Here is a 26151-nt window from a genome sequence, read left to right on the forward strand (position 1 = left end):
CGGCCCTCGCGGTATTGTATTTTTAACGAAAAGGCTCGCGTTCAGGAGGAACCATCAATGCCCAAGTTACGCAACTTCGCTTTGTTTCCAACGAGATCGTCAAGCGGAACGCGATCGATGTGTTCGCGGGCCGTCAGCCAACTGATGGTCGGCTTGATCGTTGCGGGGGCGTGTCTGGCTCCGGCAACCACTGCCATCGCAGAGCCTCCACCGCTTCCGGCAGACGCCGACGTGATCGTGCGGTTCGAGACACCGCGCCGGACGCTTCAACGGGTCGACCGTCTATCACGCCAGTTCCTGCCGAACGTTCTGCGGTTCGCCGATGGCAAAGGTCTGGCCGCAGGCCTCGAACCGCTGCATAAGCAGTGGGTGAAATTTCTGGGCGAGACGGATGATCTTGATCATGCTGCCGACTGGTACGGCGTGGGCTATCTCACCGCGGACCTCAACCTGCAATTTGCGGTACTGTTTCCGTTAGGAGAAGCGGAGGAGCAAGCGGCTTCGAACCTGCGGAGTCGGCTACCAGCCGGTTGGTCGGGTGAGGCGTCGGGCCGCTGGCTCATTGCATCGGCCGAGCCGCGGATCGTGGTGCGTGTTGCCGATGCGGCGGACGATGCCTCGGCCAAATTCGAGTTTCAGTCCGGGTCCGCGCGGGACGCCTTCACCGAGAGCGACTTCGCCGTGTGGGTCAATATCCCGGCCCTGCGCGCGAAGTTTGGTAGTGACAAAAAAACCGTCATGCGGCAGATCGGCCAAGTCCTGCAGCAATCTGCCGAAGCCAATGGCAATGACGAAAATGAAGAAGAGAACAGCGGCTTTATTGAAACTATTCGTAAGAACGCTGCGGTCATTAAATTAATGCTCGGCATGCTTCTGGCCGACGCCGGCGATGCCGAAGCGATCGTTGCCGCGGCGAATTTCGACAACGACGGGCTGGGCAGCCGGCTTATCTACTCCGCCGCAGCCGATTCTGAACTGGCGGCCGCAATCTCGACACGTCGGCTCTCGGCATTTCCCCAGTTGGCCGAACTTCCGACGAACGCCCTGTATTACGTTCTGGCAACGGGAGAGGAACCGGAGTGGGTTGCCTCATTAATATCCTCCCTCGCGATGCTCGAAGGCGAAGAATTTAAAGCCTTAAAGAAAAAGTTAATGACGATTCTTAACGAGCGTCCCGTCGGCGACTTCGCGGCTGCGATCTGGACGGAGCCTTTGGCAAAGTCGAAGTTGCGTGCGGCAGCGATTGTCGAACTTAAAGATGACGAGGGCGTGATTCAGGAATGCCTCGGCACGGTCGAATCGATTGCGTCGTCGGCCCTTCGCGGGGGTGTCTCCGCGCGGACCACTCACTTTGAGGAAACACTGCCCGATCAGCACGGCGATGCCGCCACCCTTCAAGTGACCCGTCGCATCTCTCTTCAACATAGCGGTACGAAAAACGAGAAGTCGAGCATCTGGCTCTCAGCGTATGAAGCCCTTTCCGGCAACGAAGGATGGATTATCAGTTCGCGGCAGAACCGGACCCACGCGACGATCTCTGTAAGTTTGAACGACCCATTGCCGCTGCCCGAACATCGACTCGACGTTCAAGAATTCAGCCAGCCGGTCGAAGCCTCTCGGACGATCGGTCCGCGGCTTTCCGCTCCCGCTCGGTATGCCGCCTACCTCGATCTTGCCGGGCTTGCTCGGGAAGCGCTAACGATGTTCGCCATTGCCCAAGCCGATCAATTTCCGTTTCCGCTGGAGCAGCTTGATGCGCTTGAGCTCGAGCGAGACTTCGTTCGGCTGCGGGCCGATCACACAGAACGGGCCGTCCGCTGGGAATTCATCATGCCCGCGACGCAATTCACCGGCATCGACTCGATCGTCGGTCTGCTGTTCTCGACCGGTGCGCTGAAGCTCTGATCGCGTGTTATAATCTTTAATTAATCAACCGCTTCCGGTCGGCCACGTCTTTATTTCACTCGGCAAGATCGGTCCCAGCGGCGGTAGCGGGGGGAAGTCGAACAGGCTCGGCTTCGGCTCGATCTTCTCCTCAGGCGGGTCGAGTACCGGGTCAGGCACCGCGCCGGTCGACTGATACTGCTCCCAATTAAAATGCAGCGCCCGCATCGACGGATAGCTCGCAAAGATCGTCGTCACCGATATTCCGCAGTGCCGCCTGAGCTGACTTCGCGTCGGCCGCCCCCCTCCCAGATACTCCCGCACCTCGCCGTACGCGTCGAGAATCTGCTCCAGCGAATAACTGGTATTGGCCGGCGTCGCCCAAGCCGGATCAAGCCCCGCCGACTCCTTTAAACCGGACCAACCCTCCCGGCCCGCGAGTCGTTTCAAGGTAGTCAGACCAACCCCCGACCACTCGCAAAAATCATCTTGCCGCGGACACTCCTCCCCCGTCTCGGCGGCGTAACGTTTTAAATGCTCCACAATCATCGGCCGGCTCCACGCCCCGGCCCGCGGGGCCGACCGCCGCTGCCCTGCCTGCGGATCGCTCCGCCCGATCTGCTCCAGCCAGGCCAGCCGCAGCAGCTCCGCCCAACCCCCCTCGGGGAAATGCCGCCCGACGGTATTCTTGCCGACCCGCATCCGCTGCTGAAAATCAACATGCGTCATCGCCACCCCCGGCAACCCCACATAAGCCTGCACCTTCTTAATTAAAGTCGCCCGCGTATATCGCATGGTTACAAGTGGGTTAAAGTGGTGATGATCCCACCCTACTCAACTTTGTTGCGCACGCGTCCGCGTGTTTGTGCCTGCGGCAGCCCGTTCATCGGGTGGCCCGGGTCCAATCGAGCCGGGCGGCACAGCCGAAAGAGGCCTTGGGGAAGAATGAGCCAGTGCCGTGACTCGGGGCACCCCACCACGACCTCTTGTTGCTCCGCAACCCGGACGTATAGCGTCCGGGCCACCCTGCGTATCAACTTCAGGCTGCATGCTCCTTTGCATTGCGGTTCGGCAAAGTGATTCTGCCTCTTTGGTACTATTGTTCGGTCATCATAAACGATCGTACGAATTCTCAAGACCTTTTAAGCTGACGATCGAGAACCTACGGTGTTCTCAATTCTTCTTTTGCCCGATCGGACGCCTTTCGCCGCCGCGCGCGATTCTTTACCACCTCAATGATCTGACGGACGTATTCGAGATCCTGTTTGCCTGACAATTGGTCCCAGCCGTCGAGTTCAAAGCTCTCTAGTTGATCCATCAGAAGGAGACGCTCGTACTGTTCAATGCTCAGTTCCGGGGCACCTTCGCCGAAGTAAAAGTGCTTTAAACGTTCGCTTTTGAAAAAGTCAGCGAGCAGATCGGGGTCTATTTGCGATCCGAAAACGAAAGAAAGGCTTCGCAGCTTACTATTGAGTACGCCGACCGCCTCAAAGTCCGCTTTGGTGGGCTTGCCCGCGAATGACCCGACGTGCAACTCGAAATACAAAAGTTCGATATCTTGAAATGCCGAAATTGATTGCAGGGCGGATGTCGAAAGATGCCCTTTGAAGTCAAAGAATTTAAGGCCGGGCATTTTTCCGAATAATGACAGGCCGCCTTTCTCCGGAAAACGGCAGTTCTTAACAATCAGGGTGTGAATGCAATCGGATGTTGCGAGGTCATTCATTTGAGAGGATGTGAAGCGGTGATTACTGATGGAGAACTGGCGGTCCGCTGCATTGAACCGGCCCTTTTTCATCCATTTAAATGGTGGGCTTTCGTCTAAATCCTCGGAACACGTGTAAGTGCAAGACACCATGCTTATGGCGAATGCCAGTACTGTAGCCAAACGTATCATTCTACAATTTCCTTGACACGAATGTTACTGTAAATTACCCCGCTGCCCCAGTGCTGCTGAAACAAAATTGTGTCACTTTTGGGACGCGTTTTCCCTCCGCCTGTCCCGCCCTCAATTGTTCCGTAGTCGATCCAATCGCCATCGCCGAGCTTGACGAGAACACTATAAGTGTTATTTGAAGGTTCGTTGTCATCCGTCCTCAATCGCTGAATTCGCATTGTAATGGAGCCACCGCCCTGAGGAGCGTTTTGCAAGTCAGTCAGTAATGTCGCGTCCGTTTCATTGTAAGGCACTCCGGTGATCAGAGAAGCCACATCCTCCTGCAACCATGGCTTCGTTCCACCGGTCATATCGACCTTCCCGCCGACGACGGTTCCGCTCACATTGGCAGTGTTCCCCCCAATAATAACCTGCCCGGCAGTCATGGCAGCCAGCAGAGACGCGGTATCGAAGATTTGAACCTCTACCTTGTTATCAAAGTAGACGCCACCGTTCGAGAAGAAGCCCGGCTTGCTCTTATGATAATCCGCATCTACATAATTTCCGGCTGTCACTCCCGGGCGGCCGTCCTCAAGACTATAGTCGGGCGAAAGTTCATAACTCAGGCACACATCATTTCGACCGATTAAGAGGGGCCAGCACCGTCATTGCGAAGTTTGCTTCGCTTTCGATTGAAGAAGGCGCGGGAGCGTCGTTGAGCACGAGCTTCGGCAACTTCCATGATGATCTTGACGTACCGGCGATCGGGATCGCTCAGCTGCTCCCACCCGCTGAGATTGACGGTTCTTAATTCATCCATCAGAAGCAAATTCTCGTAAGTCCTGACCGGCAAACCAGGTATTGGATCTTCGATTGAAAAGCCAGTTAACTTGGGGTTGGCAAGAAGTAGTTGGATCAGCTTTACGTTGGGTTGAATACCGACCTCGATACCAAATCCTTTCAAATGCTTGTTCAGAGCGGGAATCGCTTGCAGCTCGCTCGGGCGCGCGGTGTTCCATTGCGAATAACTAGAAAGCGACACATTAAACGACTCGAGCGATTGGATTTTCGCCATGGTGGCAAACATGTCTTCGGGAACCGTCGAATAGAAGTCGAATGACTTGACGGAAGGCATCGAAGCAAGCGGTTCGATCGAATTATCCGGGAATGAACAGTTAATGAAAATGATATACGGCACATGATCCAGTTTGGACAATTGTTCTAACTGGCATTTGTCGAAGGATCTTCGTTCAAATCTCAGCGCACCTTCTTGGAGAACCTCGTCCGGCTTAACCCACGACAAAAGACTGTCATCCGCCGCAACAGGGTGTTGGCTCGCCGAGTACGCGAGAGCGTGGCAAATAACTAGTAATGAAGCCGCTTTACATAGGCCCCAAAGTCCCGCGCCCATCAGATTTCCTTAATATTAATGTTGGAGTAAATCACGCCGCTGCCCCAATGTTGCTGGAAGTGAATCTTCCCATTGGGAACGCGCCGTTTGCTTGATCCGCTAGTTCCACCGTCGATTCTAGTCCATTCACCCCAGTCGCCGTCTCCGACGAGTGTGCGAATTTCGTAGATGCTGTCGACTCCGTCAGCCTCTATTCTGCGAAATTGAATTGCTATTTGACCGCCTCCCTGAGGCGCAGTCTCCAGATCAGTCATAGAATTCAAAGAACTGTCGCTCGCGTACGGCACACCACTAATCAAGGTGTTCACACTTTCCTGCCTCCAAGGCTTGGAGCCACCAGAGAGATTCGTCACACTTCCGTTCAACCCGCCATTAAGTGTCACCTGATTTCCGCCGATTACCACGGGTGTTCCATTAATTGCCGCAAGCAATGCAGCAGTGTCGTATATCTGTAGTTCAGCTTTGTTGTCAAAGTAAACACCGCCATTCGCAAAAAAGCCCGGTTTACTGTCTGCATTGTCAGCTTCGACATAGTGCCCGGTTGTTATACCGGGGCGACCATTCTCAAAAGAATACTCAAACGAAATCTCGTAGGCGTAACTGCCAGCTTGATCAATGTCAAACGTCACGTCGTATGTACTACCAAGGTTCTTACCCAACCACTGCCCGGTCGATTCATTCTTCACTGGCCCCGGCGTGCGGAGTTGAGCGGGTGTTCCGCCTGCGATCGTCGCCAATGACCCGATGACTTTCCAGCCGGTCGGCACATCGACGGTATTGTCCCAATGCGATGTATCGAGACTCAAGTCGGTCGCGGGGTCGACTGCGATTTTCAGAGCTTCGACGCTGACACTGATCGTATCTCGCTCGATGATTGTGGCACGGTCTTCGGAGTAGAGCCGCAAGTGGACCTTAAAATCACCTTCGCCATAACCTTCCACATAGACCGTGCTCGGGAGACTGCTTTGCCCATCGGCGCCGATCTTCCAATAACGACGTGACCCCTGTGTTACAGTCGGATCATACCCAGTTAGCGACGACTTCTGCTGATTGCTATACAAGCGAAGCTGGGTTGCTTCCAAAGCAATCCATTTCCCGGCGTTGGCTGCGACATGGACTTCCGAAAGATCAAGCGACACTTCGAGCAGGTCATCGTCGATAAAAGTGCCGAAACTTGTATATGTTGCAGAGGAATCTGATGAGTCGGCTACTCCGTTCAAATTGTCATCATCAACATTAACGAAAGTTCGCAGGCCGAGACCATTTGAGGGGTCTTCCGCGGCGTCATCGTCCTCATCGATATCGCCGTCTCCGTCAATATCGGCCCCCAAATCAATCCCGGTCATATCCGCAACCGAAACCACCACCCGTCCACTCGCCGCATCAAAGCCGGCTGCGCCGCCCTGTGTCGCAGTCACTTCAAACGCTTCGGTGAAGCCGACGCCTTTCCAGGACTTGCCGTCGATGTAGCCGGTCGATTCATAGTCGAGCTGTTTAATTAATGTCAGCTTGTGCTCGCCGTCGATCTCTTCGATTTCGAAGTATTCGCTATTGCTGAGCGAGACCGAGAACGGATCGGACGCCCATTCGGCGGGGAGGGTAGCGACATAGGTGCCGACGGCCGTGTCTTCGCTCAGCGTAATATTAATGTCGCCGACGACCGCGATCTTAACGCCCGCGGAGTCGCTCGAAACGCCATCGGTCACCGTGTAAGACAATTCATCCACGCCGAGGTAGTCGGCGTCGGGTTTATAGAACAGGCCGCCGCGTTTGCTCAGCCATTTCGCGACACCGCCGTCGGTCGAGACGTCGCGCTGCGTCGTCGTGGTGAGGTCATCGCCGTCCGAGTCGTTGTCGTTATCGAATAACGGCCCGCGCCAGCCGGTGTAAATGTCGTCTTCATTATTAATGACGAATGCGTCGTCGGCCGCCGTGACGGCGCTATTTTTAAGTTTAATATTGACCGTCGCGTCGTAGGTGTCGGTGCCGTTGTCGACGGTGATATCGAAGGACGCGACGAGTTCGTCGTCCGCGTTGGTGCTGAAATTCTTAGGCGCGATCCAGTCGATGCCGCCCCACTTACTAACCCATCTTAATTGTCCGCCGTCGACGCCGTTGGCGGGTGTGAAATTGCTATGCCCGGTAATTTGGGCCGACGGGTCGTTTAATTCATCGAGTAGTAACGAGTCGCGCCAGCCGGTCGAGATCCGCTTTTGGGTTTGATGCCAGTCGATGTCGATCGTCTGCGGGTTGGTCGCGGTGCCCGAAAGCATCACCCGCTGCTCCAGCGGTTCGATTGCGGTGAAGCCGCGTCGACGGCGTCGCGGGCGAAAGGAATTTGCGGAATCAACGTAGAGGGAGCGCAGCCAGTCCGTGACGACCATCGGGAAATTCCTTCGGCAGGGAGGGCAAATGCGGCACAGCCGCGGCTGGGATTAAATGCGCGTACAGTAGTGAACGTTGAGTTGGTGGGGAGAATATCGCCACGTTTCTGCAACGCAACCGCAATCGAGAAAAAACCGCCCGAGGGGGGGTGACAGATTCTGTCACCCCTCTGCCGAAGTGCGTTGAAAATAACGAGTTGCAATCGGCGATTATTTTGGAGAAATTTTGGAGTTTTGCGACCAGCCGGGCTTAGAAGAGTCTCCGCACGGTTGTTTTATCGATCGATGTCGAAACGCAACTCTTAACTTCGCCTCTTCCGGACAAATCGAATTTGTCAGGGGCACGGTCAGGCCCGGCGAGTGTGATGATGTGGCTGGTGGCCAATCTGCGCGGCGAAATCGCTTCCCAAACAATCCCAACACTTTCCCATTTTCCTGTTTGAAAGTTGCGCCGGGCGGTGGGGAATCGCCCCTTTTTACCTGTTGATGTGAACCGGTGGACGCCGGGGCGTCAAGGGTGGGGGAGAGGTTGGAGGTGAGAGGTGAGTGGTGAGTGGTGAGTGGTTAGAGGGAGTGCTGGCTTCGCTCGGTTTTGTGTTTGTGCTGCGGTGGGGTTGGTCGCGCAACGGGATGGGGCGGGGGTGATTTGCATCAGTCCGCGGGGGGGATGCTCCTTCGGAGTTTAGAGTCTAGGGGCGAGTGGCTAGTGGAAGGAAGGAGCTTCCACTGGAACGCTGCCGCAGGCACAGAGGGACGAACGTCCCCCGCAGGCACAGGGACGCGGATGCGTCACCAGTATTTGCGGTCGAGGGCTCGGTAGTTGATGGCTTCGGAGAGATGATCGGCAGCGATTTGGTCTTGTCCGGCCAGGTCAGCGATGGTCCGGCTGACGCGGAGAATGCGGTCGTGGGCGCGTGCGGAGAGTCCCATCGAGTCCATTGCGGCTTTGAGAAGCTGCTCGGCATCGTGGGTGAGGGAGCAATGTTGGCGGACTTCGCGGGCGGACATGCGACCGTTGAGCAGGGTCGGATCAGGAGTGTTCTGGAAGCGTTGCCGTTGTCGGGAGCGGGCCTCTAAGACCTGATGGCGCATCGTGTTACTGTCGGTGCCGGGCTTCTTGCCGGAGAGCTCGCGGAAGGGGACCTGGGGGACTTCGAGGTGGATGTCGATGCGGTCCAGAAGGGGGCCGGAGATGCGGCTGAGATACCGCTGGGTCGCGATGGAACTGTCGGCCTTGTGCCCGGTGTCGTCTCCCTTGTGATAGCCGGAGGGGGTGGGATTCATCGCGGCGACGAGCATGAATTTCGCGGGGAATGTGGCCGAGCCGATGGCTCGTGAAATCGTGACGACGCCTTCTTCAAGCGGCTGGCGCAGGACTTCGAGCGTGGTGCGGCTGAACTCGGGGAGCTCGTCGAGAAAGAGGACGCCGTTGTGGGCCATCGAGATTTCGCCCGGTCGGGGGATCGACCCGCCGCCGACGAGTCCGGCTTGAGAAATCGTGTGATGCGGAGCCTGAAAGGGCCGCTTGAGCACGAGCGGGGCTTCGTTTTCGAGACGGCCGACGGCAGACCAGATCCGCGTGGTTTGCAGTGATTCTTCGGGCGAGAGGTCCGGCATGATGGTCCCGATCCGGCTGGCGAGCAGCGTTTTCCCGGTGCCGGGCGGACCGATCATCAGGGCGTGATGAGCTCCCGCTGCTGCGACGGTCATGGCTCGTTTGGCGAATTCCTGGCCTTTGACGTCGGCGTAGTCGATCTCGTAGCTGCCCCAGCGTTCGACGGCGGTGTCCCATTCGAACGGGGAGGGTTCGATGGTGAGCTGGCCGGTCATGAAGCCGACGGCTTCGGTCAGAGAGCTGACCGGGATGACGTCGATCTCGCGAACTACTGCTGCTTCCTTCGCGTTTTCGGCGGGGACCATCAGTCCGCGGAGGTTCTTTTCGCGTGCGGCGAGAGCCATCGATAGCGTGCCCTTGGCGGGGCGGAGTTTGCCGTCGAGGGCGAGTTCGCCGATGCAGGCGAATTCGGCGAAGCGGTCTTCGGGCAGTTGCTGGCTGGCGGAGAGGATGCCGAGGGCGATCGGCAGGTCGAGTGAGGCGGCCTCTTTGGGCAGGTCAGCCGGGGAGAGATTGATGACGATGCGATCGAACGGCCGGTGATAGCCGCTGTTGACGAGGGCTCGCTCGATGCGGTGCGTGCTCTCTTTGACGGCTGCTTCGGCCAGGCCGACGAGTATCGTCTTCGGTAACCCGGCCGGGCTGATATCGACCTCGACTTCGACGGCTTTGGCGTCAATCCCGTAGAGGGTGAAGCTATGAAGCTGGGCGAGCATCGGGACGCGGATCGGACAGGAATCGGACTGTGCGGTCGAACAGCGAGAGGCTCAGCGATTGTGGGCAGGGAGTAAAGCGACTGCAACGGTCCGGTCCCGTAGATTCCCGCGATCTTGATGGACTTCGGAATGCACAACGGCTGCGAATGGTCGGCGATCACTGGAGATTGCCACACAGTTGAGAAGTGTTGGTTGAGTTCGAATCGAAGTGTGGTTAACCCCCTGCCCCGTAGTAAGCCAGGTTGGTTGCGCGGCCACCAACGCGGGACAAAGATTACGTCCAAAACCAGCGAATATAAGGATTTTGGCGACTGGCACGGCCTATGCACCCTTCAGAGGCAAGCGGATAACGACCGGGGTGTCGTCGGAAACGATTCCACCACACACAGCTTGAAATGTAAGGAGGCAGACGCAGTCGGCCCAATTGATAAGAGAATCAATGGGTGCTCAGCAGATTTTGACTTGAAGGTTTGCACCAGTACGACTGCGGCCAATTCACTTCCCCTGTCATTTCATCCGTGACGTTTGAGTCGCGATCGATCGCGGCTCGCCGGCCAAATGGTTTGTGCCGGGACACGCAATTCGCGCCTGTCAGATTGAGGAGAGATTTATGAAAAAGTGGACACTCACCGCATTTGCGACGATGCTGGTTGCCGGACTTGGCACCAGTATGGCGGTCGCTCAGTCCGAGCCGCTGGAAAAAGACCCGGTCGAAAAACGACTGAGGGGCGGGACCTCGGATGAATTGCTCGAACGCCGTGGGCGATTCGATGCCGTTGACGTCGATCGCGTCGAGATCAACGACTCCGACGAGTACCGCGGTACCAACGAGCGTCGTCAGGCCGATCGCTTCGACGCCAGCCGATTTGAAGGCTACGACGAAGTCGAAGCCGACGGCCGGTACTATTACCGGGACGGACGGCGTCGTTTGGTCGATCCGAACTCGGGTCAGCCGGCACGAGTCCGAAGCGGCGTCGTGATTCAGGTCATTCCGAAAGGAACGATCGAAGGGCTGATGAATCGCTCTAGTCACGACGGCCAACGACGCAATCGCGGGAACGAGCAGTATGGCTCGAACCAACCGCAGAACCGCGTCAACGCCGCCGTTGTTGTGTTCTCGCCGATGCGGGATTCACAAATTGACGGACACGTTCGCATGGAACGCAACGGTGACCAGGTTCGCTGCTGGGGCGACGTCTCAGGGCTGAGCCAAGGCCAGTATTGCCTCTGCGTGCACCAGTTCGGCAACATGCTCGATAGTGCCGAGGGCCAGGGAATCGGCGACCAGTATCAGTGGCGTCAAAACAACTCTGATCAAAGGCAGAGCAACAATGCCAAGCGGGGTCAGTTCGCGACCTTTAAGGTCAACAAGAACGGTAAGGCTCAGTTCGATAAGACAGCCAGCCTTCCGCTCGGTGAATTCGTCGGACGTTCGGTCGTAATTCACGAACTTGGTAATAATGGCCAGCCTAAAAAGGCCGTCGCCTTTGGTATCGTTGGCATTACCGACGAAGCGACCGGTTCACGGCGTGGCCAGAAAGAACGGACTTCCGGCTATCGCGGAACCGACAGCGAGCAATCCGCTGACGACCGCGACGAGCAAAAACGGAACGCGGAAGATCGCGAACAGAATCGCGATCAGGCCGATAACCGAGAAGCCGCACGTAAAGAGCGTCAGCGAAATCGTGACCGCCAGCAGAACGACAATCGCGAACGTAATCGCGACCAGTCGAACGCTGCGGACGAGACTCGGAATGAGTCAGAATCGGACCGCGCACTGACGGTGCCCGAGCGTGATTCGAACGAGTCTTCAAGCTCGGTGGACCGGACAAAGACCTCGAATGACTCGACTTCGGGTCCGAATAGTGCGGCCGGTCGCTCAAACCGAAACGGTCAGAATCAAGAGTAATTGATTCGCATCGGATTTAATTTTGTTGGACCCCGTTAGGCGGGAAGGCACCGGAGGCCTTCCCGCTTTATTTGCGCGCTGTCAGTCAACTCCCTCACATGTCCCCGTAGTGTTCGGTAATGCCTAAGAGGTCTTCATCTTCGGTTTGCGGTGCATCGATGATTGGAAGGGGTCGCCAGTCGAACCATTCGCTGTGCGGAATCTTTCCTTCCTCGATCGGCGGAGGTAAGAAAGCTGCTGCGTAGAGGTGGTTCATCCAAATTTCTGATTCGTCAGATACGATGCCGGAATCGACCTTTAAACGATAGGAAGCGGCGAAGGCCGGGCGATTTCCCGTGTAGATATAAATCACACCGCTTAGGTCGCAATCGTCTAACTCTTCGTGTTGACTGATTGGGTAAGCAACCTCGAAGGCCTCAAACGGCTCAATCGTTTTGAATGTCAACGAATTCGAGTCCTCTTCCGCCTTCGATCGATCGTAGGTCTCGCTGACGAGCACCCGATTAAAGATTTCAGGCTTAAAGAGTTCTTTCGTGGCGTTGGGGGCGCGGCGAATTTGGATGTTCACAGAAGCAGCGTTTCCCGACGGGAATTCATTGCCGGGAACTAGCGTCTCGCGATTCGGTCCGATGAGTGAAATTTCGAAGATCGCCGTCGCGTAGTTGCCTTGATTAAATAATTTCGGGTCGCGTTCGTTGTTGCCGCGATAGTAAGTGTGCTCCGTACGCCGCGGGTGTGTCATCCGGACGGGCAGTGGCGGGTTCCCATAAAGATCGGTGGTCGAAAGAGTTTTCCCGGATAATTCGGCAACCTGTGTGTTTAACTCGCTCACGCGGGATTCGAGTATCGGGATCAGGGCTACTTGTTTGTCGAGAACGAAAATTCGACCGAGCAACCCGAGGGTTACGGTTGTCAATATCAGCAGCAATCCACTGCGGCGTCCGATTCCGGCAGCCGCTTTGCCTAACCATGATGGGGGCGTTCTATTTTTCTTCTGCAATTCGCGCTCGTATCGTTGCGCGATCGCTAAGACAATCAACACGCAAAGACAGGTGGCGGACAGCCCAAACAAATGGGGAATCGCAGACGCGAAGGTGAATAGTGAATCGATCCAATCCGCACTCAGAATGAGAACCCACAATGGGGGTGGGCTAAACTCGGAATCGGCACTCTCTAAAAGAGGATTTTGCTCGAACTTAAGATCATCCGGCCAATTGGTACCCTCGGCAACCCACCGCTCCAGTATGGCGAGCTCGTCATCAGATAGTCTTTCGGTATCGCGAGGCATCCTGTAGTTGGGGTCGTTACTTAAGACACGTGACAGAATTTCGTTCGAATCGAGGTCACCCCCCAAGAGTGCGATCCCGGAATGACCACCGGCTTGAGCGAACTGGCGCGTGTGCAGCCTCAGCCCGCCTTTATCGTGAAGCGGTCCGTGACATTGATAGCAGTGGCGGGCGAAGATCGGGCGGACATCAGTGACGAAATCGATGTCCGCAGTTTCGCTCAACTTCGTCGCCGAGTCGGATTCGGCCTGCGTGGGACGCTGCGCTTCAATCGGCGGGGCGGCGGCAGAGTCTTTAGCGGTGGCAAGGCAGGCAAGACCGCAAGAGGCGGTCGCGACCAGGCAGAGTGCGATTCGGAGAACGTAAGGCATGGCGAAGGACAAAAGACGCCGGGAGCAACTGCATTGAACGATAGCGATCAGCACGGCGGAGTCACGCCCTACCGATATGAATTTCTTGCAAGCCGCTGTTCATCACGGGTGAAACCAGAACACGACCGCGAAGAACAAGTAAACCGCCAGGAACATCGCCCCTTCAATCCAATTTGACTCGCCATCGTTGAGGGCAGCCGAACTGACGAGTACCGCCGCCCCGAGCGATGCGATCTCGAACAGGCTGAATGTCAGTGACATCGGTTCGGAGGCGAGAAAATACGATGCGATCACGAGCACCGGAGCGACGAGCAACGCCACCTGCAGGCACGAGCCCATCGCGATTTGAAAGCTGAGTTCCATCTTGTTGTCGCGGGCGACCCACACCGCGACCATCCCTTCGGCCGCATTGCCGACGACCGCGACGATAATCACGCCGATAAACAGTTCGCTCATTTGAAGCGTCCCGGCTTCCCGCATGTGCTCGATCGCGCCGACGAACGATTCCGAAAGGAAGGCCACGCACAGCGTCGCCCCCAGCAATATCCCGGCCGAGAGTTCCTTGGACCACTCAGCGGTTTCGTGATGCTCGACATCGGGGCGGAGCAGAAAGCGATGCGTCCGGAGCGAAAACACGAGCGTCAGCCCGTAGAGAATCAGCAACAGGATCGCCGCGGTCAGTGACGATTCCTGCACGAACGTGCTCGCCCACTCCGGATGCTCGACGAAGACCGGGTCGACCTGCGGGAGCAGCGTGATAACCGTCGGCACGCTGAGCATAATCAGCGTGACCCACAACATGCCGACGTTGACGTGGGCGCCGGTCCGGCTGAAACTCTGCGTCTGGTACTTCGTTCCGCCGTAAAGCATTGCGGCGCCGAGCACCAGCAGCAGGTTGCCGAGAATCGACCCCGTGATGCTCGCCAGTACGACCGGGTACATCGTCGGGCCCGCGACGAGCCCGAACATCGCGATAATGAGTTCGGTAATGTTGCCGAACGTCGCGTTGAGCAGCCCGCCCCACAGCGGGCCGGCATACACGGCGATTTCCTCGGTCGCTTTTCCGATCAGCGTCACCGTGCCGAGAATGGCGATTCCCGAGCAGATGAAAATCGCGATCGGGTCGGCGTGTGCGATTTTCAGCACGATGACCACCGGCAGGAATATCAGCAGGTACGACAACTTGGGGATTGTCGCGAGGAAGGCGCGGGGCTGGTCGGCGTCAGTGTTCATGAGGGATTCTTGGAAGCGCGTCGCGCGTCTTACATTGAACGGGATTCGCATTCCTCCGATGAATCGGAGATCGTTGCGCCGCCGGCTCGGAGTTTACACCGAAGTTGAACGCGATGTCGCCTCAACACACTACGAGACCGGTGCCAGCCGAAGCGAACTGCCCTGCGCCGAAAAGCCGGGAATTCATCTTTGGCGGGCGATTTCATGACCTAAACTCTGATGCGGGCCCGGTCGTCGTAGATGTCGTTCTGACACTGCGCCACGGAGCCATTCGGCATGTCTTTCAAAGTTGATGCATTTCTGGAACGTCGCAGGTCCGCGGGCTGGGACTGCGCGCTGCCTCGGCTCGAATTGAACGTGAGCCGGGAACTGCACGCGATTCTGTTCGGTTTCAGCGAGAACGGGGAGCACAACGCGCTCGCGGAGCGATTTCACCTTGAGCCCCGCCCTCTGCCGGACGACCTCTCGATCGAAACGAACGTCGAAGTCGTTGAGCAATCGCAGCGCGAGCGGCCGCGCCAGGTGGTGCTTCCGGCCGAGGCATGGGACCTCTATCGGCAGATGTCCCGCAAACTCGATCCGAGCGTCGTCGCGAGTACGGGGCTGCCAAAATTCCTGGAAGAAATCGCGACAGCCTTGCTCAAGGCGGAAGGCAAAAGCCCGATGCTGGCGACGTCGCGGGCTTGGATGAAGAGCCGAGCGACAGGGCGACCGTTTACAGGGACCCGGCTTTGCGGCTCAGAAGTGCGGTCATTCTGCCAACGACGCGATCTACGTCTGATTCTGTTCTCAAAAGCCGTGCCCGCCCGATCAGCCGCTTGTCCCAAATGATCGACGAAGCGTCTCGAAATCCGATGGCACTTTGCATGTCGATGCGAAGCGTCGCTCTCACCCCAGCGAACCGCCCCCCTCGGCGGAGTGCTCCAATTTGTCGCGCACCCGTGCCCGCAGTTGGTCGAACGCCTTTTGCTGAGACACCGAGAGATCGTCGCGGCGAATCGGACGTAACGCCTTGCGGGCGAGATCGGGGCGGTCGGAGTGGTCGACGAGCAATCGAGCCAGTTTGAGCCGGACCTTGAGCGTCTTCGTGCGATCGGTCGCCGCGAAGCGCTGCAAATACTCGGTCAACAGGGGCCGGGCGTCTTCCCAGTGTTTTTCGCGATAGATGCCGTCTGCTAGCAGGTAGAGATCATCGGCGCCCAGCCGGAACGAAGGGTTCGACGCGATCAACTTGTCCAACTCACCGACCGCGGCGACGGCGTTGCCCGAATCGAGAAAGCGACGCAGTCGCCGCAGCGGGGCCTCGGCCTTTGTTCGCCGACGTTCGGACTTCGGATCGGCTGTCGGCGATGCGTCCTTATCCCGGTCGCTTGATGACCAACTCGTCTCATTCCCGTAATCGCGATAGCGGTAGGAGTCGAACTCTTTCGGATTGCCGTGCGTGTTGTTCCAGACGGCGAACAAATCCCAGTTCTCGCAGTCGACCCAGTTATTTTTCAGCATCACGACGCCAACGACCGCGCCAAGCGCGGCACCGATGACGTGAGATAGGATGCCGCTCAGTTCGAAGCCTGTCAGCACGAGGAAGACGGCCTCCATCGCGATATAAAGGCCGCAGAAGGTCAGGATCGAAATCTCAAAGATGAACACCGCGAAGAGTCGAAATGTCGGCAGCAGTACCAGCACCGTCACCTCATTCTTCGGTGCCCAGACGACACAGATCGCCAGCAATCCGTAGATGATTGCGGAAGCTCCGGCCGCGCCGCCTGCCGGACCGCTGTAGCCCAGGGCGATCGTTTGGGTAATCGCGCACTCGATCGCCCCGATCGACAGGTAGATGATCAGATACCGCCACCAGCCGAGCTTGCCCTCGACGACCAACCCGAATCCCCACAGGAAGATCATGTTCCCGACTAGATGCATCGGGTCGTAATGCACGAAGTTGGACGTGACCCATTCCCAGGGCCGCAATCCTTCGCCGAATGCGAGTTGCAGGCCGATCTCGCCCCCGTCTCGAAATCCGAGGCCGGTGTAGGCGGCGACGCCGATGTTGGCCACGATCAGGGCGACCGTCATCCACGGCCAGTGGTAGATCGGGGCGTCGGTCTTAAGCGGAATCATCGCGAACCGCGGCGGGCGAATTGAAAACGAGGCGAGTCGGTTTAAGCATAACGCTCGCGGCCCCGTTCAGTTCAACAAAAAAGCCGGGCGAGAGCTTGGTTCGCGGACTCGAGCGAGTTCGCGGGGACCAATTGTCCCAATTTAAGACCGAGCTAATGCGAATAAACGGGCTAGCACTTCGTCTTCGGCCGCTTGAACTGCTACTGCTTGGCCGCCGCATTCGCCCGAAAAATCTCTTCTTGAACCGGGCCTACGACCTCAAGCACCTTGGTCAGCACCATCGCGGGCGATCCCATCGCATCGATCGAATTGATCATTTCATCGGGGTAGCAATTCAGGACGGGCGCGGTGTCCTGCTCGTACACGTTGAACCGATGGCGGATGATCGATTCGTTGGCATCATCGACGCGACTCTCACGAATCGCACGGCGTTTGATGCGGTCGACCATCTGATCGAGGTCGAGGCAGGTCAGGTGGACGACCGCCCGCACGTCGATGACTTCCGAAATCATCTCCGCCTGATGCACGTTTCGCGGAATGCCGTCGAGGATCAGGAGGTCTTCGCGGGGCTTGAACCGCGAGAGGAAGATATAGGCTTCAAGGGCCTTGCGCCAGATTTTGACCGTGAGGTCATCGGGGACGAGTTCCCCCTTCGAAATATACTTGTATATCACCTGCCCTTCGTCCGATTCGATGTCGATCGAACGAAAAACGTCGCCGGACGACAGGTGGAAGAAGCCGGGCACGAGTCCGAGAATCTTACCCTGAGTGCCTTTACCCACACCGGGCGCACCGAAGAGCAAAGCGGCTTTGTAGCGACCGTTCTGAGACATGGGCAAACCGTATCAAGCAGCGTCATCAGATTTCCGTGCCCGATCGGCGCCCGGGCAGGGACGAAAAACATCAATTCGCGAAGTCGTGTTTGTGGATCAGTTTGAACGAATCAAAACGCAAACTGAGTGGCGGTCGACGGCGTCTCTCTAAAGCCCACAGCGATATCTTGTCGCCGGCGACACCTGCACCACGCAGTCACGAGTTCGACTTCCGTGAGGCTGCGAAAGTGCTGTCCCAGTCGACCCGACGGTCCCACGCGACGTCAGAGTCTAAACGCCCGGCTGACGGGCAACAACTGCGCTACGTCGCCGCACTTCTGTATGGCGCACGGGCATCGGATTGAAGTCGAACTGTCCGGTGAATCTGGATTACCGCGACAGGAACGCGACAACAGCACCGACGTCGACCGGCAGGCTGACATCTTCGAATGTCGGGACTTGCGTCACGACCGCTCGCAGGTCTCCCGGCTCAAATGTGACCCAGCTCGCCCGCTGTGACATATCGGCGGCGGCGATTTCGGAATAAATCCCCTTCAGGTTCGATCGATTCCGAACGGTGATCACATCCCCCGGACGCACGACGATCGACGGCGTACCGACGGTTGTGCCGTTGACCTGGAAGTGCCGGTGAGCGATCCCCTGCCGGGCCTGCGGACGGGTCAGCGTGAAGCCGGCGCGGCGGATCACGTTGTCGAGACGTCGTTCGCACAGGATCAGGAGATTTTCCCCCGTGTTGCCCTTCATTCTGCGGGCCTGATCGAAGTACTTCCGCAGTTGCTTTTCACGTAACCCGTAGTAGTAACGGATCTTCTGCTTTTCGATCAGCGCGGTGCCGTAGTTCGACATCTTACGCCGCCGGACGGTCGGGCCGGGCGGAACGGGTCGGCGATCCAGCGCTTTGACGGCACCGGCCGACTCAAACACTTGGAATCCCAAGCGCCGGTTCTTTCGACCTTTCGGCCCGGTGTAACGACCCATCCTCTAACTCCCGTGTGACGCACTCTGGCAGACGTAATGTAAGCGGATCCGCCCGCAAAAAGTCGTCCGCGGGCGGAGAGAAGTCCGAGAGAATAAATCGGCACGACTTCATTTTCAACCGTGCTCCGCCGGGGGCGACTGCGGAGGGGTCGAAGTGAGCGGGCTCGCTCACTTCGTTGTGCCGGACTTCGGCCGGTTCGTGAGCGAAGCCGTGCCTTCAGTACGGGTGCCGTTCGCGATCGTCGGAACCGGTTGATCGACTTCGGCCGCCAGCGCCGGCAGATCTCTGATCACGATTCGCCGGCGTCGGATGGCGATCAGATTCTCAACCTGCAAATCGCCCAGCAGAAGCGTCACCGACTCACGCGTGCTGCCGATCACGTTGGCGAGTTCCTGATGAGACAGCTTCAGCGACAACTCGATCTCAGAATGACCGTTTCGGAGACCGTATTGCTGAGCCAGTTCGACGAGCAGGTGGGCCAGTCGCTCTCGATTCGAGCGAAACAGGAGAGACTTCAACCGTCGCTCGAATCGCTGACGTCTCAAGCCGATCAACTTCGTGATTCCGAACATGAAATCGGGGTGATTGCCCATCAGGTGCCGGATTTCCGAACCGGGGACGATCACCAACGTCGTCCGCTCCATCGCCTCGGCGTATTCGTCGCGCTGCCCGCCGGTGACGACGGGCAATTCCCCGAACACTTCGCCCGGGTCGATAAACGCGAGGACGGCCTGTTTGCCGTCAGAGGTGATGGTGTAGAGCTTGATACGACCCGAAACGGTGAGAATGACACAATCCGCCTCGTCCGACGGAAGATAGACGAGTTCGCCCTTGGCAAAACTCTTCGACCGGGAGGTACGCTCGAGTCGCGTGATCTGCTCGGAATTGAGTCGCTCGAAGAGCTGACTGCTCCGAAGATGCCAGTACCGCTGGTCCATAAAGAACGACCTGCCCGCGTCCGACTGATTGCCGTGAAGTATTCGAAACTCAGACTACTCGAACAATCAGATTACCAGTAACTCAGGTTGGAGATGGGCTGCCGAACGGCGAAAATCGGACGCTCCGCCGGAAATAATGCATTCGAAATTTCCGGCTCACCCCCGCCGATCTTCGATTCGAAGAGCGAGCGGCACGGCGGGCACTTCTCCAAATGGGCCGTGATCTGGTCCGACTTTTCAGCGGAGAGGTCGCTGGCGATATACAGGTCGAGTGATTCTCGAACTTCATCGCAGCGGATTCCGGCGATCAGTGGGTTGTGCCGCAACGCGTTGACCGCCGCGAACGGGACCGCAACCGCAATCAAAATGGCGGCCGCGGCGATCGATGCCCGCGCCGCGGTTCGCACGGTCCGCTTCCGGCGCAGGCCCGAGACCATTTCACCGATCTCATCCCGATTGCAGGGTTCCCAATGGGGGGCTGACTGCGTTCCTGAGGACATGTGATTCAATTGGCTCAATAAATGGGTTTCTAAATCAGACGCTCAGGCTTTCCTTTTGGGCGAGTGCGGAGTCCCCCCAAGGTGTAGCGGTGTCCGGCGGCGATTCTTTCGATTTTGCAGGCATTGTGCGTTCGATAGCCGCTACAGTTAGCCGGGACCGGCTCTAGAACCTTGAGTATCGACCGTTTCTGGTCACGTATCTGTGAGACACTTCACTGAACTGTCCAATGGTATCGCGATTCAAATCATGGAGTGGACGTGTCGTCTGGCGTTGATTGCATGAGGAATCCGCTCGATTGAGCGATTCGCCAGCACTTCGCGCAACAGGCTTTTTCTTCTATGACACTGGCCCCTTCCACGATCAGCGCCGCGCCTCCCCTTCCGAATCACGTCTGTGGGACCGCATTCTTTCCCAGCTTCGCAAACCGAAATCCGTTGAAACGAGTTTTTGTGAACCGTCTCACGGTGTGAGACGGGCCTCAAGGACGATCTCACAGACAGACGAATCAATAAAGTACCCATCCCGTATCGGAGTACCGACCCATGGCCACGAAAAAGCTGTTCTTTCCCTCGGCAATTCCTTTGTCGATCGCGCTGGCCGTGCTGGGAGTGGGGGTCGCCGCACACGCTGCTCCGCCGACCGGCAAAATCGAATGGCGCACTGATCTCGAAGGCGCCGTGGCCGAAGCCGTCCGCACAAAAAAACCGCTGATGATTCAGGTGACCGCGGAATGGTGTGGCTTCTGCAAGAAAATGCTCCGCACGACCTATACCGATCAGGACGTTGCCGACCTCGTATCAACGCGCTTTGTGCCGCTGGTCGTCGATGCCGATGAGCACCCGGAATTGATGAAAGAGTTGGAAATCAAGGCGTACCCTTCCACGGTGATCGTCGATCCTCGCGGCAATATTGTCGCGAACATCAAGGGATTTCAGGACGCCGAGAAGTTTCACCCGAACATCGCGCGGGCTTACATGCGGGCAAACCCGATCGCCGCGGGCGTCGGGCCGAGACGCAACTGATCAAGCCGCTATCGATCGAACTGACTGGGCTACAAAACACAAAGACGCATCCGCTCGGATGCGTCTTTGTTCGTTTGGTCAGCGCGTTAGGCCCAGTTGGGCCCAATAGTAGTGTTGCGTCAAGAACTACGAGATCGGCGAATCGTTGCGATCCATCAACGAACTCAGATAAAGCAGGTCGGAGTCCCGCCCCGCCGGTGCGACGAGCAGCATGTCATGCACTGAGCGGAGCAGATCGCGTCGACTGACCTGACCGACGACCTTCCCGTCTTCGAGTACGGGCAGGCGACGACAGGGCATTTCTTCGAACATCTGCGCGATTGAAAGGATGTCGGTGTCCGGATCGACCGTCTTGGCGTGTCGATCGATGAAGGGGTCGATGATCGCCTGCGGCAGCGATTCGCAAGCGGCGTCCAAAATGACCCGCATGCTGCATTTTTCCGAGAAGACGCCGATGTAATCGCCGTTCTCGTCGAGCACCGGTGCCCCCGAGATGCGGTGCTTCAGCAACGTCGCGATCGCCGCATAGACATCCATCCCGGCTTTCAGGGTGACGAGCCGAGTCACCATGATGTTGCGTGCAGTCAATGAATGCATCATCGGTCAGACCTCCAATTGAAGACGCGAATGCGAGTCGGCCCGTCGAGCGACGAGAAGAAATGGCGCGGCTCTGCGTCAATGCAACGCAGGCGCAACTCGTCCACGCTACCGAGGGTCGTCCAGTTAGTCAAACACTTTTTGATGCGTTGGCGGAATTGCGGCAGACGCCTCGTCCATCTGCGCTATGGGGTATTAAGCTTTGAGAGCAGGATCTCTCGTCGCTGCTGATACCGTTTCTCAGCCGTCCGAAAGTGATCCGACTCGTTCCATGCCGCGGAGGCCTGTTGCAGCCAGGTCGCCAGAGCGATCGCCAGCAGCACCGAAATTGCAATCGCGACAACTCCGAACCCTGAGAACAGATAGAACCCGATTCCGATCGCCAGCGCACTGAAGAAGGCCCAGATACCCCAGATCGCAAGAATCGATCGGCCGCCCAAGCTGCTGTCAGAGACGTCAAGACCGCCGAGCGATTGCATTTCGACATCCCAATCGTTGTCGAGTGCGATCAGGGCTTCCCTCCAAATTTCCTTGTCGACCCGCGGCGCGAAGGCGGGTTGCTGCGGATCGGGGACTTGCGAAACGACCGACGCGGGTGGCTGGATGTCGGCTGTCGCCACCGGGCCCCCCGCATGGAATCGGGAGGCCACCGGATTTGAAGCCTGATCGGTATGCGTATCGACTGGAGCCGCTTCCCCCGCTGGCGATTCCCGCCCTGCACCGTTGATCATGGCTGAGGCCGGATTTCCGCGTCCGGCTCCCGACTCGTCGACCGACTCCGCGATCGTCACATCCGCTTCTCGCCGCACTCTCAAATGAGCGCCGCAGCTATTGCAGCGCAGAAACTTCGCGACGACCGGGACACGCAGCGACTGGCCGCATTCGTTGCAAGGTAGCGTGATCGATTCCATGGCAACACTCCGGTGCGAGGCTCATCCAGAAGCGCTTCGTTTAATTGAGCGAGCGTGCCGAAGTGGCGCGCCCGCGTTTGCGTGACCTCCGGTGTCGCCCGACTCCCTCCAGCCTACTGTGTCACAAGCTCTCGTCGCCTCTGTTTGTAACGATTCTCCGCTTTTTCATATTCCTCCGCTTTTCGATAGGCGTGTATCGAAATCACAATCCCGCCGATCGTGAACGCGACGCCGAACAGCGGAAAGATCAGCGGGATGATGCTCAACAACCCCAAACCCGCCCCGCTACCGACGGCCGCCATTCCCCCCGTAATGGCCAATGCCATCACCGTCCAGAAGATGCCGAAACAGGTGACGAACACGCCCCCGACCACCGACATGCCTTTGGTCGGGACTTGCCGATGCCCATTTTTTCCCGTGATCATGAAATTCTCGCGCTCCATCTGCCACTCGCGGTCGAGCTGCTCGACGGAGCTGAGCTGTCCAAACTCGTCGAGCCGCTGTTCGATCCGCTCCGTTCGACTTTCCAATCGTTCCAGCAGTTCAGTGTAAGTGGCCGATTCGGTGCGGCGGATGGCGAGCTTGGACCCGCAGTGGGCACAGGTGGCGTAGTTCGACGCCGGGCCGACGTCGAGAGTCGCCCCGCAATTGTCGCAGGCGATCGGAATCGTTTCGAGGCTCATGCTGACCGGTTGCTTGTGTTCGCGTGTAAATGAAGATGAAGTCTTTTCAGTTCACCGAGCTGGCTTCGCGACCGCTCGGCAACGCGGGGAACCTATTGCTCTTCCGGCTCGAGACCGGCCGGTTCGAATCCCGACTCCACCAGTGCTTTGAACCCGGGCTTGAGCGGTCGGACCTCATACCCGAGCCGGCGGAGCGGCTCCGCGGCGATGACGCATCGCCCGCCCGAGCGGCAGTGCGTGTAGAGAACTTTTTTCTCAGAGAGTTTTTCTCGCAGGGCGTCGCGGTATTGTTCGTCGCCAACGCGTTTGGCCAGTTCGCTCAGCGGTACGAAGATGGCGTGTTCGAGGTGGCCCGACTCCCACTCCGATTTCTCTCGCACATCGACCAAGAGGGCGTCCCCGGCTCGGATCTTTTCACGAATTCGATCAAGCGATTCGTCGGTGTGCTGCCCCGACGCGGCCGAGGGCACCGCCAAGGCGGTGCAGACGGCAACCGTCGAACCCGCCATCAGCGGGATGTTGGGGACGATTCGCAACCAACCAAACATGTGATCTCCTCGGTTCGCAACGGCGGATTGATCTCTGTGGATTGATCTCGAACGGACTGTGACCGAGTTTAGCGTCTCACGACGCGACCGTTAACCAGCAAGTATTGACGGGCGAGTATCATGCAACCCGATCCGCGAAGGATATCGGTATGAAACTGGTAGTGATCACCGGAGCGACCCGCGGCCTCGGTGCCGCGATGGTTAAGGAATTCCAAAGCCGTGGATGGACCGTCGCCGGTTGCGGGCGATCCGAACAACACATTCGCGAACTTTCGGATCAATTCGGTTCGCCGCATTATTTCGAGGCGGTCGACGTCACGGACCGGGACGCGGTGCGAAAGTGGTCTGAGCGAGTGCTGGCTGAGGTCGGTTGTCCGGACCTGCTGATCAACAACGCGGCGATCATCAATTCGCCGGCCCCGTTTCACGAGATTCCGGCTGACGAGTTCGACCGGGTGATCGACATCAATATCAAAGGTGTGGCGAACGTGGCTCGGGTCTTTCTCCCGGCATTGATCGACCGAGGGAGCGGTGTCGTCGTGAATCTCAGTTCGGGCTGGGGTCGATCGGCGGGCGCGGATGTCTCCGCGTATAACGCGTCGAAATTCGCGATCGAAGGACTGACGAAAGCGATTGCGTTGGAACTTCCCGCCGGGATGGCGGCCGTGCCGCTGTCGCCCGGTGTCGTCGATACCGACATGCTGCGAACGGTCATGGATGACACGACGTCGAACTCGTCGCCGGAACATTGGGCGAAAGCCGCGGTCCCCTATTTGATAGGGCTCGGACCAGAGGACTCGGGCCAGTCATTGACCGTGCCGAACGCTTAGAGCAGTTTCCTGCTATCTGTCGCGGCTCTCAGACGCACAACGCCTGCGTATTCGCAAGGATCGCCGCCGGAACCCGCGACACTGACGGGATATTCGCTTAGCGCCGCGATGATCGGTCGTGACGGCTGACCGAGGTCGGTTCGCCCGTCACCGGGATGGCCGGTATGATGCTCTGCCCGAACGCTCTCACCGTTGCCGCACTGATACTCTATGGCCACCGATCAGACGACCGCCGACATCGAAACGCAGGACGGCCCCCCCGCTGCCCCGGCTTCCGGTGCGGAGGTCGGACTGGTTGAAACGCGACATATCACACTGTTCGAGAACGAACCGCTCAAGACGGCCTCCGGGGACCGCATCGGACCGATCACCGTCGCCTATGAGACGTACGGCGAACTGTCCCCCGAGCGGGACAACGCGGTGTTTCTGTGCCATGCCCTGACCGGTGATGCGCACGCGGCGGGACGCCATTCGCTCGATGAGAAAAAGGCGGGCTGGTGGCACCGGTTCGTCGGTCCCGGCCGCGGAATCGACACCGATCAGTATTACGTCATCTGCGCGAATGTCTTCGGAGGCTGTCAGGGCACGACCGGACCGGGCAGCATCAACCCCGCGACCGACGAGCCTTGGGGATTGAGCTTCCCGTTCTTGACCATCGGCGACATGGTGACGGTTCACGCCGAGCTGGTGCGATCGCTCGGCGTCGACAAGCTGCTCTCAATCGTCGGGGGCAGTCTGGGCGGAATGCAGTTACTCGAATGGGCGGCTCGCTATCCCGATATGCTCGAATCGGGCGTCGTGCTCGCCTCGGCTGCCAAACTCGCGGCGCAGGGGATCGCGTTTAACACCGTCGGTCGAAGGGCGATCCTCGCCGACCCGAAATTCAACAGCGGTAATTATTACGGCGGGGAGAAGCCGCAGTACGGCCTCGCCCTCGCCCGGATGATCGCCCACATCACCTACCTCTCGGAGTCGTCGATCGAGCAGAAGTTCGGTCGACGTCTGCAGCACAGCGATCATTTCGCCTATGACCTGACGAAGGAGACCGAGTTCCAGGTCGAAAGCTACCTGCACTATCAGGGGAAGCGGTTCGTCGAGCGATTCGACGCCAACAGCTACCTCTACCTGACGCGGGCGATGGACTACTTCGATCTCGCCCACGACTACGGCTCACTGACCGACGCGTTTCGAAAAACGTCGGCCCGCTTTCTCGTCGCGTCCTTCACGACCGACTGGCTCTTCCCGACGTCGCAGAGCCGCGACCTCGTGCGGGCATTGCTCAAAGCCGGTCGGGACGTCACGTTCCTCGAATTCGACAGCCCCTACGGCCACGACGCGTTCCTGATCCCGAAGGAACTTCCGAAATTGGCATCGACCGTCGGTCCGTTCCTGGAACGCACGCTGTCGAGCGTGCGGAAAACGTCGGGGCGTCAAGGTCAGGCACCGGTTGCAAATTCGATTTGAAGCCGTAGCGATGCACGGAATTGTCTGCGCTTAAAAAGG

General features: G+C 58.1%; 23 protein-coding genes. 6 read left to right on the top strand and 17 right to left on the bottom strand.

Features of this window, described 5'->3' with window-relative positions; translation table 11 throughout:
- Positions 1-117 precede the first annotated feature (117 nt).
- The gene (locus Pan189_RS00900; protein ID WP_310820904.1) at positions 118-1905 is read left to right on the top strand and encodes a hypothetical protein; all 1788 of its coding nucleotides are present in this window, start codon (positions 118-120) and stop codon (positions 1903-1905) included.
- A gap of 24 nt (positions 1906-1929) precedes the next feature.
- Here Pan189_RS00900 and Pan189_RS00905 read toward each other — a convergent pair whose 3' ends face one another.
- The 6 genes from Pan189_RS00905 to Pan189_RS00930 form a co-directional block, all read right to left on the bottom strand.
- Positions 1930-2679, bottom strand: a complete 750-nt coding sequence (locus Pan189_RS00905; RefSeq protein WP_145362095.1) for a hypothetical protein — start codon at positions 2677-2679, stop codon at positions 1930-1932.
- Positions 2680-3046: 367 nt separating this feature from the next.
- On the bottom strand, positions 3047-3610 hold the full coding sequence (locus Pan189_RS00910; RefSeq protein ID WP_145362096.1) for a hypothetical protein: 564 nt from the start codon (positions 3608-3610) through the stop codon (positions 3047-3049).
- Between the two features lie 167 nt (positions 3611-3777).
- Positions 3778-4335 carry a hypothetical protein gene (locus Pan189_RS00915; protein ID WP_310820905.1) on the bottom strand — a complete coding sequence of 186 codons (558 nt, stop codon included), beginning with the start codon at positions 4333-4335 and terminating at the stop codon, positions 3778-3780.
- 71 nt (positions 4336-4406) lie between these two features.
- Positions 4407-5171, bottom strand: coding sequence for a hypothetical protein (locus Pan189_RS00920; protein WP_145362098.1), 765 nt, complete (start codon positions 5169-5171; stop codon positions 4407-4409).
- Positions 5171-7555: a cadherin repeat domain-containing protein gene (locus tag Pan189_RS00925; protein WP_145362099.1), complete on the bottom strand. Its 2385-nt coding sequence runs from the start codon at positions 7553-7555 to the stop codon at positions 5171-5173. Before Pan189_RS00925 ends, Pan189_RS00920 begins: the two co-directional genes overlap by 1 nt.
- A 789-nt stretch (positions 7556-8344) precedes the next feature.
- The gene (locus Pan189_RS00930) at positions 8345-9886 is read right to left on the bottom strand and encodes a YifB family Mg chelatase-like AAA ATPase (RefSeq protein WP_145362100.1); all 1542 of its coding nucleotides are present in this window, start codon (positions 9884-9886) and stop codon (positions 8345-8347) included.
- Positions 9887-10496: 610 nt separating this feature from the next.
- On the opposite strand from Pan189_RS00930, the gene Pan189_RS00935 reads away from it, so the two are divergent.
- A complete protein-coding gene (locus Pan189_RS00935; RefSeq protein WP_145362101.1) occupies positions 10497-11795 on the top strand; it encodes a superoxide dismutase family protein in 1299 nt (432 codons plus the stop codon).
- A 94-nt stretch (positions 11796-11889) separates the two neighbouring features.
- Here the strand turns inward: Pan189_RS00935 and Pan189_RS00940 are convergent, their stop codons facing one another.
- Together Pan189_RS00940 and cax are read right to left on the bottom strand one after the other, a co-directional pair.
- The gene (locus tag Pan189_RS00940) at positions 11890-13452 is read right to left on the bottom strand and encodes a c-type cytochrome domain-containing protein (RefSeq protein WP_145362102.1); all 1563 of its coding nucleotides are present in this window, start codon (positions 13450-13452) and stop codon (positions 11890-11892) included.
- 102 nt (positions 13453-13554) lie between these two features.
- Entirely contained in the window at positions 13555-14685 is a 1131-nt protein-coding gene (gene cax, locus Pan189_RS00945; protein WP_310820906.1) for a calcium/proton exchanger, read from the bottom strand.
- Positions 14686-14961: 276 nt separating this feature from the next.
- Between cax and Pan189_RS00950 the strand changes: the two genes are divergently transcribed.
- Positions 14962-15516: a hypothetical protein gene (locus tag Pan189_RS00950; RefSeq protein WP_145362104.1), complete on the top strand. Its 555-nt coding sequence runs from the start codon at positions 14962-14964 to the stop codon at positions 15514-15516.
- A gap of 57 nt (positions 15517-15573) precedes the next feature.
- Here the strand turns inward: Pan189_RS00950 and Pan189_RS00955 are convergent, their stop codons facing one another.
- The 5 genes from Pan189_RS00955 to Pan189_RS00975 form a co-directional block, all read right to left on the bottom strand.
- Positions 15574-16806 carry a rhomboid family intramembrane serine protease gene (locus Pan189_RS00955; protein WP_145362105.1) on the bottom strand — a complete coding sequence of 411 codons (1233 nt, stop codon included), beginning with the start codon at positions 16804-16806 and terminating at the stop codon, positions 15574-15576.
- A gap of 200 nt (positions 16807-17006) precedes the next feature.
- On the bottom strand, positions 17007-17639 hold the full coding sequence (locus Pan189_RS00960; RefSeq protein WP_145362106.1) for an adenylate kinase family protein: 633 nt from the start codon (positions 17637-17639) through the stop codon (positions 17007-17009).
- A 369-nt stretch (positions 17640-18008) separates the two neighbouring features.
- The gene (rpsD, locus tag Pan189_RS00965; protein WP_145362107.1) at positions 18009-18617 is read right to left on the bottom strand and encodes a 30S ribosomal protein S4; all 609 of its coding nucleotides are present in this window, start codon (positions 18615-18617) and stop codon (positions 18009-18011) included.
- A gap of 168 nt (positions 18618-18785) precedes the next feature.
- On the bottom strand, positions 18786-19556 hold the full coding sequence (locus tag Pan189_RS00970) for a Crp/Fnr family transcriptional regulator (RefSeq protein WP_145362108.1): 771 nt from the start codon (positions 19554-19556) through the stop codon (positions 18786-18788).
- 71 nt (positions 19557-19627) lie between these two features.
- Positions 19628-20056, bottom strand: a complete 429-nt coding sequence (locus Pan189_RS00975; RefSeq protein WP_145362109.1) for a zf-HC2 domain-containing protein — start codon at positions 20054-20056, stop codon at positions 19628-19630.
- Positions 20057-20599: 543 nt separating this feature from the next.
- Between Pan189_RS00975 and Pan189_RS00980 the strand changes: the two genes are divergently transcribed.
- Positions 20600-21079 (top strand): thioredoxin family protein, encoded by a 480-nt coding sequence (locus tag Pan189_RS00980; protein WP_145362110.1) that lies wholly within the window; start codon positions 20600-20602, stop codon positions 21077-21079.
- A 126-nt stretch (positions 21080-21205) separates the two neighbouring features.
- Here the strand turns inward: Pan189_RS00980 and Pan189_RS00985 are convergent, their stop codons facing one another.
- From Pan189_RS00985 to Pan189_RS01000, 4 genes are all read right to left on the bottom strand, one after another.
- A complete protein-coding gene (locus Pan189_RS00985) occupies positions 21206-21679 on the bottom strand; it encodes a CBS domain-containing protein (RefSeq protein WP_145362111.1) in 474 nt (157 codons plus the stop codon).
- A 182-nt stretch (positions 21680-21861) separates the two neighbouring features.
- Positions 21862-22587, bottom strand: coding sequence for a hypothetical protein (locus tag Pan189_RS00990; RefSeq protein ID WP_145362112.1), 726 nt, complete (start codon positions 22585-22587; stop codon positions 21862-21864).
- Between the two features lie 113 nt (positions 22588-22700).
- A complete protein-coding gene (locus tag Pan189_RS00995) occupies positions 22701-23270 on the bottom strand; it encodes a hypothetical protein (RefSeq protein ID WP_145362113.1) in 570 nt (189 codons plus the stop codon).
- 92 nt (positions 23271-23362) lie between these two features.
- Entirely contained in the window at positions 23363-23818 is a 456-nt protein-coding gene (locus Pan189_RS01000; RefSeq protein WP_145362114.1) for a rhodanese-like domain-containing protein, read from the bottom strand.
- Positions 23819-23967: 149 nt separating this feature from the next.
- On the opposite strand from Pan189_RS01000, the gene Pan189_RS01005 reads away from it, so the two are divergent.
- Positions 23968-24648: an SDR family oxidoreductase gene (locus tag Pan189_RS01005; RefSeq protein ID WP_145362115.1), complete on the top strand. Its 681-nt coding sequence runs from the start codon at positions 23968-23970 to the stop codon at positions 24646-24648.
- A 210-nt stretch (positions 24649-24858) separates the two neighbouring features.
- Positions 24859-26112, top strand: a complete 1254-nt coding sequence (metX, locus tag Pan189_RS01010; protein ID WP_145362116.1) for a homoserine O-acetyltransferase MetX — start codon at positions 24859-24861, stop codon at positions 26110-26112.
- Positions 26113-26151: the final 39 nt, after the last annotated feature.

The sequence above is a fragment of the Stratiformator vulcanicus genome, assembly GCF_007744515.1.
In the GTDB taxonomy this organism is placed as follows: Bacteria; Planctomycetota; Planctomycetia; order Planctomycetales; family Planctomycetaceae; genus Stratiformator; species Stratiformator vulcanicus.